This is a genomic window from Geothrix sp. 21YS21S-2 (assembly GCF_030846775.1).
In the GTDB taxonomy this organism is placed as follows: domain Bacteria; phylum Acidobacteriota; class Holophagae; order Holophagales; family Holophagaceae; genus Mesoterricola.
Window position 1 is genome coordinate 427384 of record NZ_CP132910.1, and the last position, 26898, is coordinate 454281.

The 26898-nt window shown below is 67.8% G+C and carries 25 protein-coding genes; 8 read left to right on the plus strand and 17 right to left on the minus strand.

Annotated features, from left to right (window positions below):
• Positions 1–54 precede the first annotated feature (54 nt).
• Positions 55–453, plus strand: a complete 399-nt coding sequence (locus tag RAH40_RS01950; RefSeq protein WP_306600372.1) for a bacteriohemerythrin — start codon at positions 55–57, stop codon at positions 451–453.
• Between the two features lie 22 nt (positions 454–475).
• Entirely contained in the window at positions 476–2215 is a 1740-nt protein-coding gene (locus RAH40_RS01955) for a putative manganese-dependent inorganic diphosphatase (protein WP_306600374.1), read from the plus strand.
• A 6-nt stretch (positions 2216–2221) separates the two neighbouring features.
• Here the strand turns inward: RAH40_RS01955 and RAH40_RS01960 are convergent, their stop codons facing one another.
• The 3 genes from RAH40_RS01960 to RAH40_RS01970 form a co-directional block, all read right to left on the minus strand.
• Positions 2222–2572 (minus strand): winged helix-turn-helix domain-containing protein, encoded by a 351-nt coding sequence (locus tag RAH40_RS01960; RefSeq protein WP_306600375.1) that lies wholly within the window; start codon positions 2570–2572, stop codon positions 2222–2224.
• A 58-nt stretch (positions 2573–2630) separates the two neighbouring features.
• On the minus strand, positions 2631–3401 hold the full coding sequence (gene modA / locus RAH40_RS01965; RefSeq protein ID WP_306600377.1) for a molybdate ABC transporter substrate-binding protein: 771 nt from the start codon (positions 3399–3401) through the stop codon (positions 2631–2633).
• Between the two features lie 65 nt (positions 3402–3466).
• A complete protein-coding gene (locus RAH40_RS01970; RefSeq protein ID WP_306600378.1) occupies positions 3467–3838 on the minus strand; it encodes a hypothetical protein in 372 nt (123 codons plus the stop codon).
• 192 nt (positions 3839–4030) lie between these two features.
• Here RAH40_RS01970 and RAH40_RS01975 point away from each other — a divergent pair, with 192 nt between their 5' ends.
• Positions 4031–5596 carry a B12-binding domain-containing radical SAM protein gene (locus RAH40_RS01975; RefSeq protein WP_306600379.1) on the plus strand — a complete coding sequence of 522 codons (1566 nt, stop codon included), beginning with the start codon at positions 4031–4033 and terminating at the stop codon, positions 5594–5596.
• 33 nt (positions 5597–5629) lie between these two features.
• On the opposite strand, the gene RAH40_RS01980 is transcribed toward RAH40_RS01975, so the two are convergent.
• Complete coding sequence (locus tag RAH40_RS01980) at positions 5630–5797, minus strand: hypothetical protein (RefSeq protein WP_306600380.1); 168 nt, start codon at positions 5795–5797, stop codon at positions 5630–5632.
• A 54-nt stretch (positions 5798–5851) separates the two neighbouring features.
• Entirely contained in the window at positions 5852–6451 is a 600-nt protein-coding gene (locus RAH40_RS01985; RefSeq protein ID WP_306600381.1) for a hypothetical protein, read from the minus strand.
• A 192-nt stretch (positions 6452–6643) separates the two neighbouring features.
• Between RAH40_RS01985 and RAH40_RS01990 the strand changes: the two genes are divergently transcribed.
• The 3 genes from RAH40_RS01990 (at position 6644) to RAH40_RS02000 (ending at position 13394) form a co-directional block, all read left to right on the plus strand.
• On the plus strand, positions 6644–7795 hold the full coding sequence (locus RAH40_RS01990) for an acyl-CoA desaturase (protein WP_306600383.1): 1152 nt from the start codon (positions 6644–6646) through the stop codon (positions 7793–7795).
• 176 nt (positions 7796–7971) lie between these two features.
• A complete protein-coding gene (locus RAH40_RS01995; protein WP_306600384.1) occupies positions 7972–9720 on the plus strand; it encodes an autotransporter assembly complex family protein in 1749 nt (582 codons plus the stop codon).
• Positions 9717–13394, plus strand: a complete 3678-nt coding sequence (locus RAH40_RS02000; RefSeq protein WP_306600385.1) for a translocation/assembly module TamB domain-containing protein — start codon at positions 9717–9719, stop codon at positions 13392–13394. Before RAH40_RS01995 ends, RAH40_RS02000 begins: the two co-directional genes overlap by 4 nt.
• 189 nt (positions 13395–13583) lie before the next feature.
• Here the strand turns inward: RAH40_RS02000 and RAH40_RS02005 are convergent, their stop codons facing one another.
• The 12 genes from RAH40_RS02005 to RAH40_RS22995 all read right to left on the minus strand — a co-directional run bounded on the left by RAH40_RS02005 (position 13584) and on the right by RAH40_RS22995 (position 23976).
• The gene (locus RAH40_RS02005; RefSeq protein WP_306600387.1) at positions 13584–13844 is read right to left on the minus strand and encodes a ferredoxin family protein; all 261 of its coding nucleotides are present in this window, start codon (positions 13842–13844) and stop codon (positions 13584–13586) included.
• Between the two features lie 95 nt (positions 13845–13939).
• Complete coding sequence (locus RAH40_RS02010) at positions 13940–14512, minus strand: hypothetical protein (RefSeq protein ID WP_306600388.1); 573 nt, start codon at positions 14510–14512, stop codon at positions 13940–13942.
• A 9-nt stretch (positions 14513–14521) separates the two neighbouring features.
• Positions 14522–16660: a xanthine dehydrogenase family protein molybdopterin-binding subunit gene (locus RAH40_RS02015; RefSeq protein ID WP_306600390.1), complete on the minus strand. Its 2139-nt coding sequence runs from the start codon at positions 16658–16660 to the stop codon at positions 14522–14524.
• Positions 16657–17127, minus strand: coding sequence for a (2Fe-2S)-binding protein (locus RAH40_RS02020; RefSeq protein ID WP_306600392.1), 471 nt, complete (start codon positions 17125–17127; stop codon positions 16657–16659). Before RAH40_RS02020 ends, RAH40_RS02015 begins: the two co-directional genes overlap by 4 nt.
• Before the next feature lie 398 nt (positions 17128–17525).
• Entirely contained in the window at positions 17526–18140 is a 615-nt protein-coding gene (locus RAH40_RS02025) for a hypothetical protein (RefSeq protein WP_306600393.1), read from the minus strand.
• Positions 18141–18263: 123 nt separating this feature from the next.
• Positions 18264–18782, minus strand: a complete 519-nt coding sequence (locus RAH40_RS02030) for an O-acetyl-ADP-ribose deacetylase (RefSeq protein WP_306600395.1) — start codon at positions 18780–18782, stop codon at positions 18264–18266.
• A 247-nt stretch (positions 18783–19029) separates the two neighbouring features.
• Positions 19030–19593 carry a VOC family protein gene (locus RAH40_RS02035; RefSeq protein WP_306600396.1) on the minus strand — a complete coding sequence of 188 codons (564 nt, stop codon included), beginning with the start codon at positions 19591–19593 and terminating at the stop codon, positions 19030–19032.
• Between the two features lie 118 nt (positions 19594–19711).
• Positions 19712–20173, minus strand: coding sequence for a hypothetical protein (locus tag RAH40_RS02040; RefSeq protein ID WP_306600397.1), 462 nt, complete (start codon positions 20171–20173; stop codon positions 19712–19714).
• Between the two features lie 204 nt (positions 20174–20377).
• Positions 20378–20695: a hypothetical protein gene (locus RAH40_RS02045; RefSeq protein ID WP_306600399.1), complete on the minus strand. Its 318-nt coding sequence runs from the start codon at positions 20693–20695 to the stop codon at positions 20378–20380.
• 202 nt (positions 20696–20897) lie between these two features.
• Entirely contained in the window at positions 20898–21194 is a 297-nt protein-coding gene (locus RAH40_RS02050) for a hypothetical protein (protein ID WP_306600400.1), read from the minus strand.
• 27 nt (positions 21195–21221) lie between these two features.
• Positions 21222–21554, minus strand: a complete 333-nt coding sequence (locus tag RAH40_RS02055; protein ID WP_306600402.1) for a hypothetical protein — start codon at positions 21552–21554, stop codon at positions 21222–21224.
• A 2137-nt stretch (positions 21555–23691) separates the two neighbouring features.
• Positions 23692–23976 (minus strand): PF20097 family protein, encoded by a 285-nt coding sequence (locus RAH40_RS22995; protein ID WP_373432542.1) that lies wholly within the window; start codon positions 23974–23976, stop codon positions 23692–23694.
• A 513-nt stretch (positions 23977–24489) separates the two neighbouring features.
• Between RAH40_RS22995 and RAH40_RS02060 the strand changes: the two genes are divergently transcribed.
• Together RAH40_RS02060 and istB are read left to right on the plus strand one after the other, a co-directional pair.
• Positions 24490–25911, plus strand: coding sequence for a hypothetical protein (locus tag RAH40_RS02060; protein WP_306599087.1), 1422 nt, complete (start codon positions 24490–24492; stop codon positions 25909–25911).
• Positions 25908–26684, plus strand: a complete 777-nt coding sequence (gene istB / locus RAH40_RS02065) for an IS21-like element helper ATPase IstB (RefSeq protein WP_306599086.1) — start codon at positions 25908–25910, stop codon at positions 26682–26684. Before RAH40_RS02060 ends, istB begins: the two co-directional genes overlap by 4 nt.
• The last annotated feature ends 214 nt before the right edge of the window (positions 26685–26898 follow it).

The following is a 26898-nucleotide window of genomic DNA, read 5'->3' on the forward strand; positions in this document are numbered from 1 at the left end:
CGGGCGGCGCGGTTTGGGGGATACTGGACGCGGGACACTTCGCGAAGGACAGGCATGGGTTTGATTGAATGGAGCTCGGCCCTGGAGACCGGGGACGCCAGGATCGACGAGCAGCACCGGACCCTCGTGCAGGCCTTCAACGATCTGGAGGACGCCCTGGCGCGCAGGCGCGGCCGGGAAGCGGCGAGCCGGACCCTCCTGTTCCTGGTGGGGTACGCCACCGAGCATTTCCAGATGGAAGAGAAACTCATGGACGACGCCGGGTTCCCCGACACCGCCCGCCACAAGAGGTTCCACCACGACCTGGTCGTGAAGCTCTCCGCGCTCCTGACCTCCTATACGCAGGGTTCGGCCACCCTCAACCCGGATGTCATGGGGTTCCTGGAGGGCTGGCTGGTCGAGCACATCCTGGGGGAGGACCTGCGCCTCGCGGAGTTCCTCAGGGCCCACTGACTCCCGGGCCCATGGAATCATGATGAGAACAGGTTCATTGGCTACACTTGATGAACCTCTAAAGCCGAATCAGGGAGCCGCAATGCCCGTCTACGTCATTGGCCACAAGAACCCGGACACCGACTCCATCTGCTCGGCCATCTCCTACGCCCACTTCCTCCGCCAGACCCACATCCCGGAGGCGGTGGCCGCCTGCTGCGGGGAGGTCAACCCGAGGACGCTCTTCGTGCTGAAGGAGGCGGGGCTGGAGCAGCCCAAGCTGCTCATGGACGTGCATCCCACCGTGGGGCAGCTGTGCAGCCGGGAGGTGGTGACGGCCCGGGAGGGCGAGCCCTTCTTCGAGGTGTACCGGCGCATGCAGGCCCACCGGCTGCACGCCATGCCCGTGGTGGACGCGGCCGGCCAGCTCACGGGCATGCTGACCCTCTCCCGCCTCCTGGAACTCCTCATGCCCGACGCCGCCAACAGCGACAGCCCGCGGGTGGTGCGCTCCACGGTCGAGAACATCCGCCGGGCCTTCTCGGGCACCTTCCTGAACGTGGTGGACCCGGACCGCGCCGACGCCCTCCTCCTCAGCGTGGGCGCCATGAGCTACGAGAACTTCATGCCGCGCCTGCGGGAGCGCAAGCCGGAGAACACCCTCATCGTCGTGGGGGACCGCCCCACCATCCAGCGCCCCACCATCCAGTTCGGCGCGCGCTGCCTGGTAGTGACCGGCAGCCACGGCCTGGCCCAGGACCTCCTGGAAGAGGCCCGGGCCCAGGGGGTCACGGTCATCGGCAGCCCCCTGGACACCGCCAGCACCGCCATGATGATCCGCGGCGCCAAGGTCATCGATTCCGCCGTGGACCGCACCTTCCGGAAGTTCAAGGAGAAGCAGCTGGCCCGCAGCGTCCGCAAGGAGGTGCACTCCCTGCAGCAGGAACTCTTCCCCGTGGTGGGCGAGGCCGGCGAACTGCTCGGCGTCTTCACCAAGGAGGACCTGGCCAGCCCCGAGCCGGTGCGCCTGGTGCTCGTGGACCACAACGAGCTGGCCCAGGCCGTCAGCGGCGCCGAGGACGCGGAGATCCTGGAGGTGCTGGACCACCACCGCGTGGGCGGCGGGCTCATCTCCCGGGTCCCCATCCGCTTCCAGAACGACACCGTGGGCTCCACCTGCACCATGGTGGCGCGCTGCTTCCGCCGGGAGGCCCTGATGCCCCCCAAGGGCATCGCCCAGTGCATGGCCGCCGGCATCATCTCCGACACCCTCAACCTCAGCTCCCCCACCACCACCCCCGTGGACCGGGACATGCTGGCCTGGCTGGGCGAGGCGGGGGGCTTCGACGTGCAGGCCTTCGCCGAGGCCTTCTTCGCCATGGGTTCGGCCCTGCAGCTCTCCACCCCCCGGGCGGCCCTGCGCATGGACTGCAAGGAGTACACCGAGGGCCCCTGGAACCTCGCCGTGGCCCAGATCGAGGAAGTGGGCTTCCAGCACTTCGAGCGCCTCAAGCCGGTGCTCGCCGAGGAGCTGGAGGTCCTGGTCCAGGAGAAGCGCCTGGCCTTCGCCTGCCTCCTGGTCACCGACATCTCCCTGAACAACAGCCTCCTCCTGGTGGCCGGCCGCGAGCACCTCATCGACGCCATCGACTACCCCCGCCTCGAAAGCAACCTGTTCCAGCTGGACTCCGTGGTGAGCCGCAAGAAGCAGCTTCTGCCGCATCTCGCGAGGCAGTTCGCGCGGGTGGACGTGGACGCGGCGGCCGGGAGCCTCGGGCGGTAGTCCGCGTCACCCCCCGGGGGCCTTGCCCTTCAGCTCCGCCGCCAGGTCCCGGAACCCGTCCTGGACAGCCTCCCGGGCCTTCTCCTCCATGCTCCGGAACACGCCGAGAACCCGCCGGCCGATCTCGGTCACCACCGCTCCTCCCCGTTCGCTTCCGCCCCTCGACGTCTCGACCAGGGGGGACCGGAAGGACAGGTTCATCTCGTCGACGAGCCGGCGCGTCTTGCTGTAGCTGAGCCCCAATTCCCGGCCGGCGCCGGAGATGGATTCGTGCCGGGCTATGGCGTCCAGGAGGGCGGCCTTGCCGGGGCCGAAGGCGAAGAGGTCCTCGTGGAGGATCCGGATTTTCAGGATCATGGAAGGTTCGGGGACGGTCGGCACGGAACACCCATCCTGGCCCGGGAGGCCGCCGATTTCAAGGCCTGCCGAAGCCGTGCCTGGCGAGGATCGCCTGGCCCTCGGGGCCCACCAGGAACGCCATGAAGGCCCGGGCCGGCTCCGGGCTGGCGGTGCGTTTCAGGATGACCCCGGCCTGGATCAGGGGCGGGTACGTCCCGTCGGGCACCTTCCACGCCACCCCCGTCTGCTGCAGGGCCGGGTTGCGGGCCTGGGAATAGGAGATGAGCCCGGCCTCGGCGGCGCCGGCCTGGAGGAACTGGGCGGCCTGGGCGATGTTGTCCGCGAAGACCAGCCTGGGTTTCACGGCATCGTAGAGCCCCGCGTGCCGCAGGGCGGCTTCGCCGGCCCGCCCGTAGGGCGCCATCTGGGCGTTGGCGGTGGCCACCTTCTTGACGCCCGGCTGGAGGAGCACCTTGAGGCCGTCCCGGGCCGGATCGAGGTTCAGGTCCTTGCGGACCCAGAGGGTGAGGCTGCCCTTGGCATAGGGGAAGAGGCCGTCCGCGGTGGCGAGCCCGGCCTGCTGAACGGCCTCCGGAAACCCCGTGTCGGCCGCCAGGAAGATATCGAAGGGGGCGCCCTGCCGGATCTGGGCCGTGAGGTTCCCCGAGGCCCCGAAGGAAAGCTGGAGGCCGGCTTCCGGGTGCCTGGCCTCGAAGGCCGCCTGAACCTCTTCCAGGGCCCCGCGGAGATCCCCGGCCGCGGCGATGACCATGACCGTGGGCCGGGGCTGGGCGCCCAGGGCGAGGCACAAGCCGAGGGCGAGGGCGAGAAGGGCGCGGCGTTTCATCGGGTCTCCTGCGGCGGTTGCCGATGTATCTTACAACATACTTCGGGATTTCGTGAAGCGCCGCCTCAGCGCATGAACTCCCGGATGGAACCGCAGACGGAGACCAGCTGGGGCCCGTCCATGCGGACGATGATGCTGCGGATGACGGACCCCATGAGCTTTCGCGCCCCGGCCATGCCCAGGGACGCCGACTGCTGGGTGACGAATCCCGCCTTCGCCTTCTTGAGGGGTTCCATGAAATAGGCGTCAAGGCCACATGCGGTCAAGGCGACGACCACCTCGGCGAGGGCTTCACGATGCTGGACGGGATCCGTGGACCGCTCGATCCGGTCGAGGGCGGCACAGGTCCTGCGGTTCAGCTCCCCGGAGCAGTGGAAGCGGAGGGAGGCGGGCACTGCGCCTGGGGGAGGCGGTTTGCTGGCGGATGGACGGACCATGCTCGAGCTCCTCGATGCACCCCAAATATTCATTCCCTTGAAGGGAATGGGGGCCCTTTTTTCACCGCCCCGCGGCGATGGGGGGAATTCGCGGAGAATGGGGAGAATAAGCCTCGTTTCAATGAATCCAGTATGGCGATGCCGGGAGGCCGGTCCTACCTTGAGGTCGATCATCCCTGAAGGGGGGCAGCCTTGAGCATCAAGGCTCTGTTGGTGTACCCGGAAATGCCCCCGACCTACTGGAGCATGTGCTACGCGCTGCCCTTCCTCGGCAGGAAGGCGACCTTGCCGCCCCTCGGGCTGCTGACGGTGGCCGCCCTGTTGCCCCGGGACTGGGTGCTCACGGTGCTGGACCTGAACGTGGAGCCCCTGGCCCCCGGAGCGCTGGCCAGGGCGGACCTGGTCCTCGCCTCCGCCATGCTGGTGCAGAAGGCCTCCTTCGAGCGGCTCATCGCCCTCTGCCGGGAGGCCGGGACCCCCGTCGTGGCGGGGGGTCCCTATCCGACCAGCTGCTGGGAGCAGATCGAAGGGGTCACCACCTTCGTCCTGGGGGAGGCGGAGGTCAACCTCCCGCCCTTCCTCGCCGACTTCGGGAAGGGCGTGGCGAGGCACCGCTACGACGATTCCGGCCACCCGGACCTGGCGGCCACGCCCGCGCCCCGCTACGACCTGGTGGACAGCAGGCGGTATGCCGGAGCGGCCCTGCAATATTCCCGGGGCTGTCCGCACGACTGCGAATTCTGCGACATCGTCTCCCTGTTCGGCCACCGGCCCCGGACCAAGACGCCGGCCCAGTTCCTCCGGGAACTCGACGTGCTCGTGGAGAACGGCTGGAGCGGCTCCCTGTTCATCGTGGATGACAATTTCATCGGGAACCGGGCGGAGGTCCGGCGCCTGCTGCCGGCCCTGTCGGACTGGCAGGAGAAGCGGGGGCGCCCCTTCGAGTTCTTCACGGAAGCGAGCCTGGATTTGGCGGCCGACGAGCCCCTCCTGGAGGGCATGGCGGAAGCGGGCTTCAACATGGTCTTCGTGGGCATCGAAACGCCCGATGCGGCCACACTGAAGGCCGTCCACAAGCACCAGAACGTCCGGGCCGACCTGCTGGAGAGCGTGCGGACCATCCAGGGGAAGGGCCTCGAAGTGGCGGGCGGTTTCATCGTCGGCTTCGACGAGGACCGCGAGGACATCTTCGACCGGCAGACGGCCTTCATCCAGGAAGCCGGCATCCCCACCGCCATGGTCGGCCTCCTCACCGCCCTGCCCAAGACCCGCCTCCATGCGCGCCTCGCCGCCGAAGGCCGGCTCCTGGGGGCTTCCAGCGGCGGGAACAACACCCACGACCTGGACCTCAACTTCGTGCCCCGCATGGATGCCGCCCGGCTGCGGGAAGGCTACAAGCGGATCCTCCGCGACCTCTACACGCCCAGCCACTATTTCGCCAGGTGCCTCGAGCTCCTGCGGCGGATGCGGCCGGCGAAGGTCCTCTGCCGCAGGGTGGGCGGGATGGAAGTGCGCGCCCTGATCCATTCCCTTGTGCGCCAGACCTTCAGCCACTACGGGCTGGCCTACGTGTCCTTCCTGGCGAGGGCCCTGGCCATCCGCCCCCGGATGATCGCGGAGATCATCGCGATGGCGGTGAAGGGGCACCACTTCATCACCATCACGGACGGCCTCCTGGCCCTGGAACGGCTCCGGGACCGCCTGGACCTGGATCCCCCTCCCGAAGCGAAACCGATCCTGCGGGCGCCTGCAGGCTGACCACATCCGGCAGGGTGATGACCGTGTCCGGCGTCAGGGCTTGCCCGGGATCCCCGTGGCCTTGCCTGCCGCCGCGGCCGGCTTTGCGGCCGGGACGTCATCGGGCATGGCGGCCGCGATCCTCAGCACGGCCTTCTCGATCTGCTTGCGCTTCTCGGTCGCCCGCTTTTTCTTCTCGGCCTGGCCCCTCGTCTTCGCCAATGGGTTCCTTTCGATGGCCCCCCCAGGATACCCGACCCGGCCGGCGGGTCCGCGTCAGGGCTTGCCCAGCGCCCCGGCAAGGCGTTCCATGGTCTCCCTCCCGATCGCGAACTGGCCCGCCAGCGGCGTCGTGCACCACTCGGTCCAGGTCTTCCCCCCCGTCACGGCCATCCGCAGGGAGATGTAGGGATTCCTCAGCTTCTCCTCCGTGAGGAGCCGGCACGCGGGCAGGTTCGGGCCCAGGGCCCGCCCGGGTTCCAGCTGGAGCGAGGGCAGGGCCAGCACCTGGGTCATGCGCGGGATGAAGGCGAGGCCCAGGCCCTTCAGGAATTTGAAGAGCGCGTTCTGCTGGGCCTGGAGGACGTCGGCAGGGCTCTTCTCCAGGGGGTCGTACGTCCCGTCCGCGTTCCGGCGGACCCAGTGGCCCTTGCGGGGTTCCACGCCCTCGGCCGGAACGTTCACGATCACCAACCCCAGTTCGGCATCCGCCACGAGGAAAGCCAGGTACTGCCCGTGGGGCGTCTCCGGATCGGGCAGGTTGACCCCCACGAAGACCCGGGTCTCCGCGGGTAGGGTGCGGAAGGCTTCCAGGACCTTCCGCTTGCCATGCAAGTGGGCCGGGATCTGCGGCGGCTGGGGATGGAAGATGGGCATGGGAAGACTCCACGTCCAGGATGGCACAGGATTCGGACCCCCGGTCCGGCGGCGCCCCCCGTAGGCCAGATTGATGCAAGGGGCCATCATTCTGATCGCGTGGCCCTCGCCTGCCGCCCCGCCACCGCGGGATCTCAAGGACCTGCGCGGGTGGCCTGGAAGTTGCTGCCGACCTTCCCTGGGAGGTGCCCCATGGCCACCCGAGCTCGCCGTTCCCTCCTCAACACCCTCTTCCTCGCGGGGACGCTGGTCCTCGCCGTGGTCCTGGTCCCGCTGAAACTGGTCCTGCAGGGGCTCCGGTGGAGCGAGGCCGGGATGCTGGTCCTGATGTTCGTCCTGATCGGGCTGGCCATCACGGTCGGCTACCACCGGCTCTTCAGCCACCGGGCCTTCCAGGCGGCCTGGCCCCTGCGCCTGGCGGTTCTGCTGCTGGGCGCCGCGGCCTTCGAGAACTCCGCGCTTTGGTGGTGCAGCGACCACCGCCGGCATCACCGCTTCGTGGACGACCCGGCGGAGGATCCCTATGCGATCTCCAGGGGGTTCTGGCACGCCCACTGGCTGTGGGTGATGGAGGGGGAGGTCCGGCCCCTGGCGCAGGTGGCGGACCTGCAGGCCGATCCCCTCGTGCGCTGGCAGCACCGGCACCACTTCTGGATCGGCGCGGCCGTCGCCCTGGCGCCGGTCTACGTCGGCCTGGCCACCGGCGACGTGTGGGGGCAGGCGGTGATGGGCGTGCTTTTGCGCATCGTGCTGACCCACCACAGCACCTTCCTCATCAATTCCGCCGCCCACAGGTTCGGGTCCCAGCCCTTTTCGGACGCCACCAGCGCCCGGGACAACGGGTTCCTGGCGCCCTTCACCTTCGGGGAGGGCTATCACAATTTCCACCATCATTGGCCGTGGGACTACCGGAACGCGCCGCGATGGTACCAGTGGGACCCCGGGAAATGGCTCATTTCCGCCTTCGCCTGGGTGGGGCTCGCCCGGGGGCTGAGGCGGATTCCGGCCACGGAGATCCGCCGCGCCAGGGTCGCCATGGAGGCGCGGCGGCTGACGTCGCTGCTCGCCCCGGCCGGGCCGGTCACCTGCGATGGACTGCTTGAGCGGTTGATGGCTGCCAAGGCCCGGGTGGACGAGGCGCTGGCCGCCTTCCAGGCGCACCGGGAAACCTTCGACCTGCTGAACCGCCAAAGGACCCTCCTTGGCCGCACCGCCGGCGACCTCCGCCGGGCGGCCCGTGCCCAGGGGAAGGCGGACCGGACGCGGTTCCGGGCAGCCTGGACCGCCTGGAAGGCCACGCGTTCGTGGTTCGGCCGCCAGGCCCACCAGGGATCCGCCGGATGAGCGCGACTGGTTTCCCCGCTTCCAGGGCCGGGCGGGAGATGCCATCCTTCGTGGGGTTTCACGCTGGATCGGACACACTTGAAAAGGGGCGTAAGGATGGGGTTGGCCGCTCGGATTGATGCCGGACCCGGGGCGGGAAAGCCCCTCGGCCTCCAGGTCCGGACCGGCGGATTTCCATGAATCCGGCGGGTCGGGCCCGGGTGGCCATCCTCGCCGGGCTCCTGTCCGGGCCCCTGCTTCCGGCCCCGCCGGGGGGGGCCGTGCAGGTGACCGTCACCGGCCTGGAGGGTCCGCTGCGGGACCAGGTGCGCAAGGCCCTGGCCCTCCCCCGGGGCATGGACGGACCGGGAGCGGTGGACCGGGGCTGGGTGGACCGCTTCGCCGGCCAGGTGGAGGCCAAGGTCAAACTGGCCCTCGAACCCTTCGGCTACTACCGGCCGGTGATCCAGGTGACCCGCTCCGGGCCCGCGGGCGGCCACCTCCAGATCCAGGTGGCGGCGGGGGAGCCGGTGCGCATCGGTCACCGCCGGGTGGAGGTCACCGGCGCCGGCGCCTCCGATCCGACCCTCGCGGCCCTGGTGGCCGCCTTTCCCCTCAAGCCCGGCGACCCGCTGATCCACCCTGAGTACGAGGCGGCGCGCTCGGGCCTCAAGAGCCGCGCCGAAGGGCTGGGCTACCTGGACGCCGACTTCACCCGCCACGAGATCGTCGTGGACCCCGCCACCCAGACCGCCACGCTGGACCTGGTCCTGGCCACCGGGGAGCTGTACCGCTTCAAGGACGCCCGCTTCCTGGGCGCCCCCGACTACCCGGCCCCGTTTCTCCGGCGGTACGTGGCCTTCCAGCCGGGCGACCCCTTCACCCGCGCCCGGCTCGGCCTGACCCAGGTGCAGCTGGCCGGTTCGGAGCGCTTCAAGGAGGTGATCCTCACCTCGGAACCGGCAGACCGCGACGTCACCCTCCGCATCGACCTCAAGCAGGGCCCCCGCCGGTCCCTGCGCACCGGGGTGGGCTACGGCACCGACACCGGGCCCCGCTTCTCGGTGCGCTACCGGGACCTGGACATGCTGAACCGGGGCCATGAGCTGACCACCAGCCTCTACGCCTCCCAGCGCCTGCAGGGCCTCTCCTCCACCTACACGCTGCCCATGGGCTCCGGATTGCAGGACACCGCCACCCTGCAGGTGATCCTGCAGAAGGAGGAACTGGCGGATTTGGTGACCCGGCTGGCGTCGGTGGAGGTGGCCCGGAACCGTTCGCTGGGGCCCGGCACCCTGGGCACGGCCTACGTGCGGTTCCTCCAGGAGGCCTACACCTCCGTGGGGCTCTACCACCGCACCCGGCTGGTGCTTCCCGGCGTGCGTTTCACCCGGGACCGGCTCGACGACCCCAGGCTCCCCACCCGGGGCCTGCGCGTCGCCCTGGAGGCCCGGGGCACGGACCGGGCCCTGGGGTCCGACACCCGCATGGTCCAGCTCCTGGGCGCGGTGAGCCACCTCCAGCCCCTGCCGGCCCGGTTGTCCGTCCAGAGCCGCCTGCGGGTGGGCGCCACCTTCTCCGCCGAGCCGGTGGACGCCCTGCCTCCGACCCTGCGCTTTTTCGCCGGAGGGGACCAGAGCGTTCGCGGCTACGCCTATCAAAGCCTGGGCCTGCGGAACGCGGCCGGAAAGGTGGTGGGCGGCAAACAGCTCCTGGCCACCAGCCTGGAGCTGGAACGGGCGCTGCCCCGCAACTGGGGCGTCTCGATCTTCCACGACGCCGGCAACGCCTTCGAGTCCTTCAAGGGAGTGCGCCTGCACCAGGGGGCCGGGGTGGGGCTCCACTACCGCTCGCCGGTGGGCAGCCTCAACCTGTCCCTGGCCCGGCGGATCCGGGACGAAGCGCCCGGCTGGCGGATCCACTTCAGCGTGGGGGCCTTCCTGTGAGCCGCCGGGGCAGGGTCCTGCGCGGGCTGGCCGCGGGCGCCCTGGCGCTGCTGCTCCTCTGCGCCGGCGTCGCCGGCTGGCTGGGCGGGACCGGGAGCGGGGTCCGCTGGCTCCTGGCGACCCTGGCCCGGCGTTCCGGGGCCGTCTATTCGGCCCGGAAGGTGGAGGGCCGCCTGGGCCGCCTGCACCTGGAAGGGGTCCGGCTGGCGATGGGCACGCTGGACGTGGAGATCGACCGGGCCGACCTGGACTGGAACCCCGGGGCGCTGCCGTTCCGCCGCATCCCCGTCCAGGCGCTGGTCCTCCAGGGGGTCCGGGTCCGGGACCACGCCCCCCGGGAACCGGAACCGAAGCCCTTCCTCTGGCCGGCCGTGCCGGATGTGGTGGCCCGGCTGCGCGTCGAGGTGGCGCGGGCGGAGGTGGCGGATCTGACGTACCGGCGCCTGGACGATCCCGCCGTGAAGGTGACCCGGCTGCGGACCTCAGCCCGCTGGGAGGCCTCCCGGCTCAGCCTGCCGGCCCTGGAGCTGGAAACGCCCCAGGGGCGCCTCGGCGGCACCCTGGCCGTGGCCTTCCGGGAGCCGGCCTTCCAGGCCGATCTGGCCCTGGTCCCCGGGGCGCCGCTGGGGGGCGTGGACAAGGCGACCCTGAGGGTGCGGCTGGGAGCGGGCGCCGCATCCGAGCTGCTGGCCGGCCCGGTCCAGGGCGTCCTGGAGGGCAGGGGGCGGTGCCTGGCCGCCGTGGACGGGACCCTCCGCCTCGCCCCCACCCGCCTGGCCTTCCAGATCGTGCAGGGGCGCTGGTTGAACGGGTCCCTCACCGGCAGCCTGGGACTGGACCTGCGGGCCGGATGGCAGGGGGATCTGGCCGGCCGGGGCCTGGATCCCGCGGGGCTGGACCCCGCCTGGAAGGGGCTCCTGAACTTCGATCTGAAGGGCGCCGGGCAGGCTGAGCGCACCGAGGTGCAAGCCGTCCTCCTGAGGAGCCGCCTGCATGGCCAGGCCCTGGATGGCCGGCTGAGCCTCCTGCGCGAGGGCGGGGAGGTGACCCTTTCGAGCCTGTTCCTGCGGGGCCGGGGCTTCGAGGTGACCGCCTCGGGCCGGCTGAGCCAGCGCATCCAGCTGGAAGCGCGGGTCCAGGAATTCGCCCTGCTTCTGCCCGGAACCCGCGGCAGCCTCCAGGCCAAGGGGTGGGGCCGGCGCGCCCAGGGCGCGTCCACCGGCGAGCTGGCTGGGCAGGGAAGGGGTCTGGCCGGCTTCGGCGGCAAGCTCGACCGCGTGACCTTCAAGGGGCTGCTTCAGGACCGCCTGGCCCTGGATCTCGCCCTGGAGGGCCTGGCCCTGGGCCGCTTCCAGGCCGGCAGCCTGGGCCTGAAGGCCCAGGGCACGGTGGCCCGCCACGAACTCCAGGCCACCCTCCGGAGCCGGGAGGCCCAGGTGGGTCTCGCCTTGTCCGGGGGCTACGCCCAGGGGGCCTGGACCGGCACCCTGCTGTCCCTGGCCGGCCGGGACCGCTCCGGCCCCTGGACTCTCCAGGCTCCGGCGGCGCTGGAGTTCGGCCCCGGCCACGTCCGGATCGCCGCCTTCCGCCTCCAGGGCCGCGGCCCGGAACGGCTGGACGCTTCCGCCCGGATCCTCCTGAACCCCGTCCGAGGCAGCGCCTCCGCGGCCTGGGACAGCCTGGACCTGGGCCGCCTGCGCTCCTGGATCGCCGGCCTGGAGGTGCAGGGGGCCACCACGGGGAGGGCCTCCGGCGAGCTCCGGGACGACGGCCGCCTGACCCTGTCCAGCCAGGTCCAGGTCCGGGGCAGCCTCGCCTCCGGCGGACGGACCTGGGTCCTGGAAGGGGCCCGCCTGGAGGCGGCCGGGGACGAACGCGGCCTCCAGGGCGCCCTGGGCCTCCGCCTGGCCGGGGGCGGCGGCCTGGACGCGCGGTTTTCGGCCCCCGGCCCGGCGCGGCTGGCCCTGCCTCCCGGGGGCAGCCTGGACCTCGCCTGGAACGACCTGGATCCCGCCTGGGCGCGGCCCTGGCTTCCGTCCGGGATCGCCGTGGAGGGCCGTCTCGCCGGCAAGGTCCAGGCCAGGGTCCAGGCCGACCGCAGCTTCATGGTGACCGGCCGGGCTGATCTCACCCAGGGCCGGGTCCACGGCCGGACCTCCGGCGGCGAAGTGGAAGCGGTGCTGGGCAGCACCACGCTCGCCTGGACCTGGAGCGGCGAGGCCCTGAAGGGCGACCTGGACCTGGCGCTGGCCGGGCACGGCGGCGTGAAGGGCGGCTTCCGCCTCCCGCTGGCGGCCCGCTGGCCCCTGGTCCTGGACCGCGACGCCGCCCTGGAGGCGTCCCTGGCCGGGCGGATCCAGGAGAAGGGCCTGCTCGGGGCCCACCTGCCGTCCCTTGCCCAGGAGACGAGCGGTGAGCTGGAGCTGGACCTGCGCCTGCGGGGCTCCCCCCGGGCGCCCGCCCTCGCCGGGCGCGTGGTGCTGTCCGGGGCCGGGGCCTACCTGCCCGCCGCCGGCATCACCCTGCGCGACGTCCGCTGCACGGCCCTGCTGGAGAAGGACCTGATCCGCCTCCAGGATTTCCATGCCGCGTCGGGGCCCGGGTCCCTGCAGGGCTCGGCGGACTTCCACCTGGCGGGCCCCAGCCTGGTGTCCTGGAAGGGGGCCCTGGAGGGCAAGGACTTCCAGGTGGTGGCCTTCCCGGAGGTGGACGCCCTGGCCTCGCCCGCCCTCACCTTCGAAGGCGGCCCCGGCCGCCTGCAGGTGCGCGGGGAGGTCCTTCTGCCGACCCTGAAGATCACCGGCGAACCCGACCACGGCCTGCAGGCCCCCAGCGCCGACGTGCGGGTCCTGGGCCGCGAGGCGGCCGCGGCCAGGGCCTTCCCCCTGGCCCTGGACGCCCGCGTCAAGCTGCGCTTCGGCGACCACGTGCTGGTGTCCACCGGCCCCATCGACGCCCGGCTGGGGGGGGAGCTGATGCTGGTCTTCAGCAACCCGGACCAGGTGCAAAGCCAGGGGCAGATCCAGGTCGTGCAGGGCCGGTTCCGCACCTACGGAGTGGACCTGGACATCACCCGCGGCCGCCTCTACTACGCAGGCGGCCCCCTGGCCGATCCCACCCTGGATGTCCTGGCCGTGCGGCAGGTGGGGGAGGTGAAGGCCGGGGTCACCGTGACGGGGCCCCTGACCGCCCCCGTGACCGCCCTGTACTCCGACCCCGCCATGCCCGACGAGGACAAGCTGTCCTACATCGTCATGGGCCATGCCCTCGGCGCCGCGGGCGGCGCCGGCGTGGACCTCATGGGCCGGGCCTCGTCCTACCTCATCAGCAAGGGCCAGTCCGCCGTCCTCCAGGACCGCATCAAGTCCCGCCTGGGCCTGAGCACCCTGGATATCCGCACGGCCCCAGGGGACGATCCCCGGCTCATGGGCTACAAGCCCCTGGTCTCCACGTCCGCCGCGGCCGCCAACGCCCAGGCGGTGCCCGCGGCCCAGGCCATGATGACCCTGGGCAAATACCTGACCCCGCGCCTGTTCGTAAGCTACGGCCGGTCCCTCTTCACGGGCGGCAACCTGTTCCTGCTGCGGTTCGATCTGCAGAAGCACGTGCAGGCGGAGGCCCAGACCGGCACCGAAAGCGGCGTGGATATCTATTACAAGCTGGAATTCAAGTAGGGTCTGGGGGATCACGAGCACCACCCCGGGCCGCGCCATGGGGGATGCCTGCGTCTGGACGCTCACGACCGGCATCGCGCAGGCTGCGGTCCGAACACCCTCCGAAAAGCAGCCCGTTGACCGGGCCCGCCCTGCGATTCCAGGTCCAGGGGATGGGCCGGAACCAGGCTCGATCGTTAACCGGGCGCCCTAGTGTTTGAAGTAATCGGCGTTCTTCTCGATGTAGGACTCGAACCCGGCCGGCACCTCATCCTTCGGGAAGATGGCGTTCACCGGGCACTCGCTCACACAGGCGCCGCAGTCGATGCAGGTGTCGGGGTCGATGAACAGCTGGTCGACCTTGTCGAAGTCCCCTTCGGCCTTGGCTGGATGGATGCAATCCACCGGACAGACCTCGACACAAGCCGTATCCTTCGTTCCGATGCAGGGTTCCGTGATCACGTAGGTCATGCCCCGCCTCCTTTCCAGAGGTGCGCTGATGAGGCCCTGCCAAATTTAGTCTGGATCTCCGGTCGCGCAAGGCCGGGTCCCGGCCGGAGGACGCCCTACTCGGGAGCGGGCGCCCCGCCCTCGATCCAGCGCTTCATGAGGCGCGCGAAGGCCTTCTGGGAGATGGGCGGCCGGGGCCTGCCTTCGCCCGGGTTCCAGCCGGCCTTCACCAGCGGATCCTCCGCCACGTGGCGAAGCAGCTGGGCGAGGGTCAAGCCCCCGTTCTGGTCCGGGTCCTTGAGCTGCCGGGCCAGGGCCGCGGGGCTGCGGCCCTGGAAGACCAGCGGCATTTCGGGGGGAGGCAGGCGCCATGCGGGGTTGCCGGGGGGCATGCCAGGGCCCGGCACGTTGGCCGTCTGGTGGCAGTTCATGCATTTGAGGGCGTAGACCCCCTCGCCGGAAGGGCCTCGAACGACGTTCTGGGTGTGGGGATGGCTGTCCTCGCCCTGGAGGGGGCGGTTGCCGTCGGGGTGGCAGTTCATGCACCGGGGGTGCATGAAGACCTTGTAGGCCTCCAGGAAGGCGGCCTTGGCCTCCGCCGCGGTCGGCGGGGGCGCGGGCTTGGCCGCGTGGAGGGGGCCGGCCGCGAGGGCCAGGCCGAGGAGGAAATGCCGGATCGAGGGGGGCATTGCGGACTCCTAGAGCCGGATGGGCAGGTGCCTCACCCGCTGGCCGGTGAGGAGGAAGAGGGCATTGGCCACCGCCGGCGCCACCGGGGGCACCCCGGGCTCGCCGATGCCGCCCATCTTCGCGGTGCTGGGCAGGATGTGGACCTCCACGCGGGGCATCTCGTTGATCCGGAGCAGGGGATAGTCGTGGAAGTTCCCCTGCCGGACCCGGCCCTGGGCGAAGGTGATCTCGCCGTGCAGGGCCGCCGTGAGCCCGAAGACCACCGCCCCTTCCATCTGGGCCCGCACCCCTTCGGGGTTCACCGCCAGCCCGCAGTCCACGGCGCAGACCACCCGGTGGACCCGGGGCCGGCCCTGGTCCACGGACACCTCGGCCACCTGCGCCACGAAGCTGCCGAAGGACTCGTGGACCGCCAGGCCCAGGGCATGGCCCGCGGCCACGGGACGGCCCCAGCCGGCCTTCTCCGCGGCCAGCTCCAGCACCGCCAGGTGGCGGGGGTGGGCCTGGAGCAGGCGGCGGCGGTAGGCCAGCGGGTCCACGCCCGCGGCATGGGCCAGTTCGTCGATGAGGCTCTCCATCACGAAGGCCGTGTGGCTGTGGCCCACGGAGCGCCACCACAGCACGGGCACCCCGGTGCTGGGGCTGTGGAGGCTCACGTGGTGGTGGGGGACGCCCGCGAGGTAGGGGGAATCCGCCACGCCCTCCGTGGAGGTGGGGTCGATGCCGTTCTTCATCATCATGGCTTCGAAGGGCGTGCCCACCAGGATGGACTGCCCCACCAGGGTGTGCTGCCAGGCTTCGGGCAGGCCGTCGGCCCCCAGGGCCACCCGGGCCCGGTGCAGGAAGCCCGAGCGGTAGTAGCCGCCCCGGATGTCGTCCTCGCGGGTCCACACCACCTTGACGGGCCTGCCCGCCGCCTTGGCCACGTGCAGGGCCTCGGTGACGAAATCGGACGTGGGGTTCGCCCTGCGTCCGAACCCGCCCCCGAGGAAGACGGTGTGGAGGGTGATCTGGCTGGGCTTGAGGCCCGTGATGCGGGCGGCGGCCTGGTGATCGGGGCCCTGGAACTGGGTCCCGCTCCAGATCTCGCAGCTGTCCGGGCCCAGCTTCACGGTGCAGTTGAGCGGTTCCATGGGGGCGTGGGCGAGGTAGGGCACGGCGTACTCGGCCTCCAGGACCTTGGAGGCCTTGGCCAGCACGGAGGGGGCGTCGCCGGCCTGGGCCGCCACCTTTCCCGGGGTGGCCGCCAGGCGCCGGAACTCCTGGAAGAGGGATCCGGTGTCCAGCCCCGCGTTGGGGCCCAGGTCCCAGGCCACCGCCAGGGCGTCCCGCCCGCGCTCGGCCGCCCAGAAGTCCTCGGCCACCACCGCCACCCCGCTGGGCACCTGGAGCACCGCGCGCACGCCCGGGACGGCCTTCGCGCGGGCCGCATCGAAGGACCGGACCTTGGCCCCGAACACCGGAGGCCGGGCCACCAGGGCCGTGAGCAGGCCCGGGAACTGCACGTCCATCCCGAAGATGGCCCGGCCGTTCACCTTTTCCGGCCCGTCCAGCCGGCGCCGCGGCTGACCGATGATCTTCCAGTCCCGGGGATCCTTGAGGGGGATGGGGCCCGGGGCCGGCAGCCTGGAGGCCGCCACCGCCAGCTCGCCATAGGTGGCCTTGCGGTCCCCCGCGTGGACCACGCCGTTGTCCGTGCGGCACTGGGAGGGATCCACCCCGAAACGCTGGGCGGCGGCCTGGATCAGGAGGGCCCGGGCCAGGGCCCCGGCCTGGCGGTACCGGTCGAACTCGGACCAGGTGCTGCTGGAGCCTCCGGTCATCTGCATGCCGAAGACCGCGTGGGCGTAGGCCGGGGCGGCGGGGGCATGCTCGGCCCGCACCCTGGACCAGTCCGCGTCCAGCTCCTCGGCGATGAGCATGGGCAGGGTGGTCCAGATGCCCTGGCCCATTTCCGAATGGGACAGGAGCACCGTGATGCGGTCGTCGCTGCCGATGCGCAGGAAGGCGTTGGGGGCGAAGGGGGCGGCGGGCTCCACGGCCTGGGCGGCCCGGGAGGCGGCCGGCACCAGGAAGGCGACCGTCAGTCCTCCTGCCGCGGCGCCACCGGCCTTGAGGAAATCGCGGCGGGTCAGGGTCCCGGTCATCGGCCACCTCCCTTGGCGGCGAGTTCGGCAGCCCGGTGGACGGCGGCGCGGATGCGCTGGTAGGTGCCACAGCGGCAAAGGTTGCCAGCCAAACATCGATCGATGTCCTCGTCCGTGGGGTCGGCCTTTTCCCGCAGGAGCACCGCGGCGGCCATGATCTGGCCGGACTGGCAGTAGCCGCACTGGGGCACGTCCGCCTCGAGCCAGGCCAGCTGAAGGGGATGGCGGTTGTCCGGGGAAAGGCCCTCGATGGTCACCACCTGTTTGCCCACCGCCCGGGACACCGGAGTCACGCAGGAGCGGACGGCCTCCCCGTCCAGGTGCACCGTGCAGGCGCCGCACTGGGCCATGCCGCACCCCAGCTTGGTGCCCGTGAGCCCCAGCCTGTCCCGGAGCACCCAGAGCAGCGGCATGTCCGGCCGGGCATCCACGGTCCGGGCCTTCCCGTTCACGGTCAGCTTCAGCATCGCTTCACCTCCGTACGTCCTGGAACCTCCCTTGGATGCCCAGCAGGCCGATCGGTGACGGATCCCCATCCCGGGATTTGAGGGGTGGTTCATATCAGTCGTATTTTCAAGAAATGGAAATCCGTCCTGAAACCCGGCCGGCTCCGCCCCGCCGGGTCCAACCTCGAAGAGGCTGCCGGGCGCCATGCCAGGCGAGGCGGAGCGGTCGCCCGCGCCCGGAGCGATCCTGGGGCTGACGGCTCTCCAGGTCTGGAGGGGGACCTGACCTTCCTTCAAGGGCCGGGCGACCCGGTACGGGCTGGAGCCGACCCCCTGACGGGAAGGCCTTCGTGCTGACCTTCAACCGCAAGCCCCTTTTCAAGGAGCGTGGAGGTCAGCGATGGAACGGCCCGAAAGGACTAGGCATTGTCATGCGCGCCTCCCGGCCCCGGGGTTGGGGTTCCCGAGGATGCGCGCATCGAGGCCAGCATCGCCAGGGCGGCGTTGAGGAGGAAAACGTAGGCCACGAACGCCGCACTCTGGAAGTTGAAGGTCTGAACCGAAAGAAGGCTGATTCCGAACCCGGTGGCGCTGATCGCGTAGGCCACCCAGCTTTCGGAGCGGGGGTGGCGACGGGCCTTGAGGAGGGTCGGGACGCTCGCCAGCATATCGGCCAGCAGGGAGAAGAGCAGGGCCAGGTTCGGATTGCGGGTGATGCCCCAGAGGAGGATGCCGAGGATGGCCGCCGCCATCAGGCCGTAGTCCCGCGGTTCGGTCTTCCAGTAGGCATTCCTGTTGAAGAAGGATGCTGCGACGACCAGCAGCGGCGTCAGGCCGGCGGCAAAGGACGCCCACGAAACGCCCGGAACCCCCTGCACCCTCTGCGCCACGAAGATGACCATCGGGAAGATTCCCCAAAGCAGCCAGGTGATGCGGTTGGGCTGGGCCCGGCCGGCCATGGTTTCAAACACGTAATAGAATCCGCCGAGCGAGCCAATGACCGCACCGATTATTGCGAAGGTATCGGGAAGCATGGCTCGACTATAGCTCATTTCAAAGCGGTCGCTCCCGGCCCCCTGCCCGCGGCGGAACGCGGCCCGTGGCCGCCCCCATGGGTGATGGAGGCCGAGGACGGGTGGGGACCGATCGATGTGGGACTAGGTGGGAAGGCCCCTGAGAACGCCTTCGTAGACCTCCAGGTCGGACGGGCTGAAGCAGCAGAAGACGACTTCGACGATGGAGCTGGGTCTGGCGAGGAAGGCGCGCGTGGTCGACACGGCAATCCGGCAGGCGCTTTCGATGGGGTAGCCGAAGATGCCCGTGCTGATGCTCGGGAAGGCGATGGAGTGGATGGAATGCTCCGAGGCCAGCTCCAGGCACCGGAGATAGCATGACGAGAGCACGTCCGCTTCCTGCCAGGCCCCGCCCCGCCAGACGGGGCCCACCGTATGGATCACGTGTCGAGCCGGGAGCCGGTACCCCTTGGTCATCTTCGCTTCGCCCGGCCTGCAGCCCCCCAGCAACCGGCATTCATGAACCAGGTCGGGCCCAGCCGCACGGTGGATGGCTCCGTCGACCCCACCTCCGCCAAGCAGGGACGAATTGGCGGCGTTGACGATGGCGTCCACATCCAGGTGGGTGATGTCGCCGAGCTGGGCGCGAATCGTCGAGTTCATCGGGTGGTCCTGGCGCCGTGAAGGGGGAGGAGGGGAATCGCAAAGACGATACCACCACGGGGAGAAGTGCAGGTTGGGGACCGGCTTCTCCAGGTTGATGGAAAAGGGCCGTTGAACGGATTTCCAAACGGCAGTTGTCTACCGGGGCCTTCAGGGGCGCCGCATCAGGACGCGGAGCACCGCTGGGCCCATGGGATCCTCGTGCCCGAAGCCAGCCGGACCCGCCGCGGCTGAAACCAAAGCACCCCTAGGACTCAGGATTGGAAACCATGTGGAGCACCCCCCACCCATGACCATCCAGGTCGACGAAGCTGTGGGTGTACATGAACCCGAAATCCTCGGGTTTATCGTAGGTTGAACCACCCGCGGCAAGGGCCTTGGCAACCAGTTCATCCACCTGCTCGCGGCTCTCACAGCTGAGGGAAATCAGGACCTCGGCGGCCTGACTTGTGTCGCAGACGGCCTTGGGCGTGAACTCACGAAACTTCGCGTGGGTTCCCAGCATCACGGAAATGGTTTCATTGATGATGATGCACGCAGCCGTCTCGTCGCTGAACTGCGGGTTGTGAGCAAATCCAAGCGCCTTGAAGAAGGCGACCGACCTCTCGAGGTCGGCGACGGGAAGGTCAGGAAAACCTGGTTGATCATGCCGTCCTCCTTTGGCCTGGCAGGTTTTTCGATGGGGTTGCGATCTGGCGCCGAAGCCGGGTCGGCCCCGATCGGGGGATAGGGGAAAGACGATACCACCAAGGGGAGCGGTGTCTTGGCACCGAAGAAGAATTCGTGCTCGCCGTATTCGGCGCCGACGCAAAGGGCCACCTGGCGCCACAAACGGGGGAGAAGGAGGATCGGATAGACGATACAGCCAAGGGGGGAAGTGCAGGTTGGGGTCAGACCTCGAACGCGGGGTTGGGACCGGCGCGTGAATATCACCTCGTTGGGACGGCGCGGTGGGACGGCCCTTTGGACCGCATCGACTCCGGCATTGGCCCTTTGGGAGGGATGATCTTGGCGAGAAGGATGCCGTAAAAGCTGAACTCGAGAAGGCCGCCGGCAAACCAGCAGGCAGCAACCTTGGCGGGGATGGGGTAAAGGAGGAATTGATTGAGATCGACCAGTAGACCCGCCAGGAGCCCGAAGGACAAGCCGTAGGTCAGGCCCTCCCTCAGGGTTGGACGCCTGGAAAAGCGCAGATAACCGAGCAGGAAGAGCGTGACAATGCCAGCCGTCAGAAGGAGGGAGGTCGGAATCACCCATGGCTGGTTGGGGCGGCGAAGGTGCAGCACCAAGGCATTGACCTTGGCCAGAAGGACAAGGTGAAGAAGGGCATTCCACGCCAATGCGACCCCGAACAGAATCAAACCGGCGAGTGCAATGCGCTTTCGCTCCATTTCGGCACCTCATGCTGGGTGATACCTGGAGCCGAGGTCGAGTCGGTCCCAACCTGGCGGCGCGAAGGGGGAGAAGGGAGATCGGAAAGACGATACCACCAAGGGAGAAGCGCAGGCCGGGGTTCGACCTCTCAGGACCGGCCCGCGAACCTGCCGTCGGTGGGATGAGCGGATGGAACGCGCGTGTTGAGACCTGATCCCGGGTCACAGGATCAAGTGGAGCTTGTAGACGATAACGGCCCACGGTGCAATATTTGCAAATAAGGCGAGCGCGATTGTCCATGCCATGGCCCTTGTTGGCGCCCTTCGGTAAGCAAAACGACCGAGGAGGCCGGCCACGACCAGGAGAGCCAATGTGCTTGGAACGGCGAATTCCCATTGAGCAGAATCGATACCGCCAAACCCAAGGGCAGCGTAGGCAACGTGGCCACTGGTGGCAAGGGCGAGGGATGCCAATGTAACGGCAACAAACGCCAGGATCCAATTGCGGGCGGATGGGTTGGTTGGCTGATTGACCTTCATGAGACCACCCGGAAATCCTGACGCCGAAGTTGCGTCGGCCCCAACCTGGGGGCGCGAATGGGGGAAAAGGAGGATGGGATGGATCCTGCCTCAAAGGGCGGAGGTCAGGTTGGGGTCCGACCTCGGACGCCGGACTGGGACCGGCGGGCCAATCAGACCTCGTTGGGATGGCTCAGTATTTCCATGCGGGCCAACCCTGCCATCAGCCTTGCTTGGAGAAGAGCCTCGAATAGCCGGAATATGGCGCCAGGGGAACCAGTTCAAAACGGATGAGGCTGTTTGAGACAAGTGGAAGTGAAGCCAGAATTGATTCGGCTTCCGGGAGGCTCTCGCATTCCAGGACCAGCACCGCCGAATGCAGGTCAGGGCGGAAATAGATTTCACGGATGAGGTCCGCTTGCTGGAGCTCCCAGACCCTTTGGGCCTCTGCTTCAAGATACGGCGCAAAATCCTTGGCGGACAATCCGGGAAGTTCATTCTCAAGCGCGAGGATCTTCATCGCCTCTCCAGGAAGGTCGTGTTCCGTTCAGGTCAAACCGGGTTTGGGACATTTGCGGATTAGGACGGAAGAGAAATACTGTTCTTGAAAATAGGTCATTTCTCGAATTTGTGAATCAGATAAATCGATGCCCTCTGGGACGACTTCGACTTTGTCATCGTCTTCCTCGAGCCGGTGGACAATGGCAATGCAACGTCCATGGAAGGTTTGAATGGGTTCAAGCACGGCGAGAACATCGGCATCGAGTTCTTCGCCATCCCCGGAGATCACGCCAGGCAGGTATTGGGGTGCGACCTCGAACGCCGGGGTAGGATTGGCGCGCGAAAAGTCGAATCTTGGTGAAACCAATACGCTATCCACTGCATTTTGTTGGCAAGCAGTGGAAGCGTCACCCCGTTCACCCTTCCAACCTACTGGATTAGGAGAAGATCTATGTTGACTAGGCTGGTCCTTGTCGTTCCCTGTCTTGTGTCCGCTTCGGCATCCTGTCAAGAACTGCACCCTCTGCAGGGGGTTTGGCAGGTAACTGGTATTGAGGGCGATTGCAATTGTGTGGATGCAGCGCCCGGGGGAACTAATACCTATATTTGGCATATGCATCCTGACAATGACGGATCGGTAACTATTACTGTGCAAGGAAACACCGCCTTTCCAAGGCTTCTGGGGCATTGGGATTCTGAGACAAAAACCTTGATCATCGATGGTTATGCCACGGATGGCATGGATGCCTGTTGGTTCAAACTGACATTGGAGAATAATGGAATATTGAAAGGAACGAGGCGGTATCTAAGCGGTGGTGGATCTCGAGATCATCGGCCATGCTTTATAGATTTCACCATTACAGCAAAGAAAACTTCAACGTATCTAGGCTAGGTCGTGTCCCGCGCAGTTGCCTACCGAGCCCTACCCTGGAGTCGGCGCACGGCGCGGGCCGCCGTTGTTGCAGCAAGGAGCCGCGCGCCCCATGCCCCAACCCCGAAGTTGATCTGGCCTGGGCCTTGCGCCGCGAACGGGGGAGAAGGGCATCCGGAAAGACGATACCACCGGGAGAACCGCAGGTTGGGGTCCGATCCCGAACGCTGGGTTTGGACCGGCGCGTGGATATTACCTCGTTGGGACGGCGCGGTGGGATGGGCCCCCAGTTGAAACGCTCGGAGGAGAAGCGCGCTGATTGCCCATCGGGCTGCGGCTTGCCCTGGTGATGTAGCTCTGGGTTTTTCGCCAGCTGATACCGGCGCGGAGAAGCCTGCCTACCGTGGCCTTCGGGGGAGCCCCAACTTGGCGACGGGAACGTGGGAGAAGGGAAGATTGAGCAAGAAAACGATTTGAAGGCATCCAAAAGGCGGGGCCCCGGTTGAACGCAAGGATAGGGGGACGAGCGCTTTTTTTACTGTTAAACTCGCGGCGCAACACACTTTGGCTGGTCAAGGCGAAAGAGCGTGATAGACCCCATATTACGGAGCAAGGAACCTTCTGCGTCGTCCGGATATTTGATGGGACGGGGACGCATTCCCTGGGGCATCGGGGCCGCTTTGGGAAGAGGGGGTGGACATGGATCATTCTGTCCAAGGAATTGCCATATGTATCACGATCGTAGTTGTGGTGACCCTCCTCGTGATGGCGCTCGAACCGGTAAGGCATTGCCCGAAATGCCACTGCACACTGCCTAGATTCCGAATGCCCAGATCCATTCGACAACTCTTTTGGGGTGGCTGGCGTTGCCCCGAGTGGGCTTCAAAAGTATCCCGCACTGGCAGGCTCCTGCCATAGACGCATTGCATCCCTGTCCTTTAAAAATGGGCATCAAGGATGCCCTTCCATACTGAATTGGAGAATCTGATGAATGTTATTCAAAGGCCTGCAAACATCCTCTCCGAGGACTCTCTTGACCAGATATGCGGAGGAATGTACCCCTTCCGACCCCAGACGGGACCTGTATATGATTACTCCGTGAACCCGAAAGCGATGGGCGCACTCATGGGCGTGGGGGCCGTGACAGGAGGCCTTGGGTGGATGGCCGTGGGTGGGATTGGGGCTGTGCCCGGTGCAGTTGGGGGCGCGCTGCTCGGTGGCATAGGTTATACAACGGAGCGCATTCTCAATCCTACGCAGGTTCTCCCGGCTATGCCCCTTGCCGTTTGCCATAACGCGCCACCGATGGCCATGGCGCATTGCCACCGACCGCGCTGAAGCGACTTTTGTAATGTTCTAATGGTTGAAGGCCTGGACTAGCGTTCATCTGCTGATACGCCGGTCCAGGCCTATGAACGGAAGAGAGGTCGAGTTCCACGGCTGGGGCTGACGACCAGTGGGTGCGGGTTTAGGAAATGCCTAACGGCCCAGCTGACCGGACTCAAAGTGGCGGCGCGGTCGGCTGGGAAGGTGGAAGGGGCTCGAGAATTGACGGGTGGATGAAGGTACTTTGAGGTCCGGGGTCGAGCGCGGGATAGGCAGACGGACGATTGATGATGTTGCTGGATAACATAGCGCATCGGGTTTACACCTGGCCAGATGGGGTGGCATGGAAATCAAGGAGCAGCTTGCAGCATGCGTTGCAGCGCCACCCTTCGATGTGGCTGCCGCGAATCATGTCGACTTCTGAATTGATGATGTCTCCACCGCCAAGTAATTCTTGGAAGAACCCTGGCTTTCCATCGAACCATTGAACCGGCCCCTGCGTGCTTAAAAGCCCCTTGGTCATTGGGCTATTGCAAAAGGGGCAGAGGGGGCTATCTGAGGGCATGGGACCAGTATAGGTATTCCGGCGTTGTCGGTGGACCATCACCTAGGGTGCCGCGCTCACGTTGGTTTTGGAGCCTTGGGATGCCTAACGCCGAAGGTGAGTCGGCCCCAATCTGACGGCGCGAACGGGGGAGAAGGGAGATTGGAAAGATGTTACCTCAAAGGGAGAATGTCAGGTTGGGGTCCGACCTCGAACGCTGAGTTGGGACCGGCGCGTGAATATCCCCTCGTTGGGACGGCGCAGGTGGGACCTGTTCTCCGTTTGGGAACTAAGTGCCCGACGACACTGAGTAGTCCCCACTGCGGACAATTACACTTCCCCATCGGCTTGCCCATTCCGGGATAGCCAAGGGGACTCAGATGTCGGCACGGTACCCCATGGCCACCTGGCCTTGGGGAAGGCGGTGCCATGGGTCGGGTCACGGATCAGCAGGTGAGGCGTTTGAACGAGGAAATGGCGAAGCATGGCCAGGTCGGCAGGGCGGCGATGATGGCCAATATGGACCGTAAGACGGCGCGGAGTTACATACGGGCCAAGCAGTTTCCTTCGGAGATGCCGACGGAACGGGCCTGGCAGACCCGGGCGGATCCGTTCGCGGCGGACTGGCCGGAGGTTGCTGGCCGCCTAGCCGAGGCCCCGGAATTGGAGGCCAAGGGCCTGTTCGAGCACCTGATGCGCCAGCGGCCAGGGGTCTACCAGGAGGGCCAACTCCGGACCTTCCAGCGGCGGATCCAGGTCTGGCAGGCCCAGTTCGGCCCCGACAAGGAGGTGTTCTTTCCCCAGGACCACGTGCCGGGCGAAGCCATGCAGACGGATTTCACCTGGGCAACGGAGCTGAACGTGACGATCCATGGCGAGCCGTTCCCCCACATGCTCTGCCATGTAGTGCTGCCCTACTCCAACTGGGGCTGGATCACCGTGTGCCAGTCGGAGTCCATGCTGGCCCTGCGGCGGGGGATCCCGGCGGCCCTGGCCCAGCTGGGCCGGATCCCACTGTTCAGCCAGACCGACAACTCCACTTCCGCGACCCATAAGATCGCCGCCAGCGCTGCGGTCGAGGTGGAGATCACGGGGTCGGGAGAGGAGAAGTCCACGATTCACAGGACCCGCAGCCGGAAACCCCGGGCCTATAACGACGACTACTGGGACATGATGACCGGGCACTACGATGTCCAGGTGCGGACCATCAGCGTGGGCAAGTCTGAGCAGAACGGCGACGTGGAAGCCTCGAACAATGCCCTCAAGCGGCGCCTGCACCAGCACCTGCTGCTGCGCGGCCACCGGGATTTCCCTTCGGTGGAGGCGTGGGAAGCCTGGGCCCAGGGGGCCTGCGTAATGGCGAACGCCCGCCGCAAGCGGGTTCCCGAAGAACTGGCCGCCATGCGGCCCCTGCGGGTGGAGGCGTTCGCCGAGTTCGACGAATGGCGGATCAAGGTAAGCGAGGAAAGCACCCTGCTGGTGAAGCGGAACACCTACTCGGTGCCTCCGAAGTTGCTGGGCAAGTGGGTGCGGGTGCGGCTCTACGAGATGACGCTGGAGGTCTGGTTCGCAGACCGGCGGTTGCTGGTGATCCCCAGGCTGCTGGGGGAGTACCGGACCCGCATCGACTACCGCCACGTGGTCAAGGCGATGCTCAAGAAACCGGGCGCCTTTGCCCAATACCGGCACCGGGCGGACCTGTTCCCGGGGCCGGTCTGGCACCAAGCCCTGGAAGCTCTACAGAAGGGACTGGGCGAGCGCCGGGGCGAAGTGGCCTACCTGCGCAACCTCAACCTGGCCGCCGAGGAAATGGAGTGCGATGTCGAGGCGGCCCTGGTGCTGCTGATGGCGGAGGGCATCATCCCGGAGCCGGCGCGCGTGCAGGACCTGATGGGGCTGGGTAGACCCACCGAGATTCCGGACATGCCGGCCCTGGTGGTGGACCTGGGCGGGTTTGACGCGTTGCTGACGGAGCGGCTGGAGGAGGCGGTATGAGCAAGGAAGCGCGTCGGCAACTGGGGGACATGCTGCGGGAGCTCAACCTGACCGGGGTGGCGGCGACTTACGGGGAAGCCGGGAAACGGGCTGAGAAGGAGGGCTGGGCTTTCGATCGGTTCCTGCACCACCTGATGGAACTGGAACTGGAGCAGCGGCGCCAGAAGCGCCTGGAACGGGTACTCAAGGCCGCCAAGCTCCCGGTCGGCAAGACCCTGGCCACCCTCAAGCAGGACCTCCTGCCCGTGAAGGTCCGCCGGCAGATGGCGACCCTGATCGAAGGCGGGTTCGTCGACCGGGGCGAGAACCTGCTGGCCTTTGGCCTCCCGGGCCGGGGCAAGACGCACCTCGTCTGCGCTCTGGGGGCGGAATTGATCCAGCGGGGCTACAAGGTGTATTTCACGCCAGCCTACGCCCTGGTCCAGCGCCTGCTGATCGCCAAGCAGGGCCTGGGCCTGGAGCGCGAGATGCGCCGACTGGACGCATTCGACGCGATCATCATCGACGACATCGGCTATATCCAGCAGACCCGAGACGAGACCGAGGTTCTGTTCACCCTCCTGGCTGAGCGCTATGAGCGGCGTACCGTGATCATCACCTCGAACCTGGTGTTTTCCCAGTGGGACCGGATATTCAAGGACCCCATGACGACGGCGGCGGCCATCGACCGAATCATCCACCACTGCGTGATCCTGGAACTGAACGGCACCAGCTACCGGGCCGATGCGGCCAAGGCACGGATGCCCCAGCCTGAGGAATCCGCATCAGCCTGACCCCCCCCCAGACCCCCCCGGCGCCGGTCCCTGCTCGGGCGCGGATTTCCCATGGAAGGCGGGGCCCCTCCCATGGAAAACCGCAAAGGGCGCGGTTTCCCACGGGCCCCGCCCCCCGTTCCACGGGAAACCCGCCTCCCTCGGCCTGCGGCTGAAAACCGCATGCGCGGTTCCCACAGGGTCCGGCGCCAAGGGCGCAGCAGCAGCAGGTGTC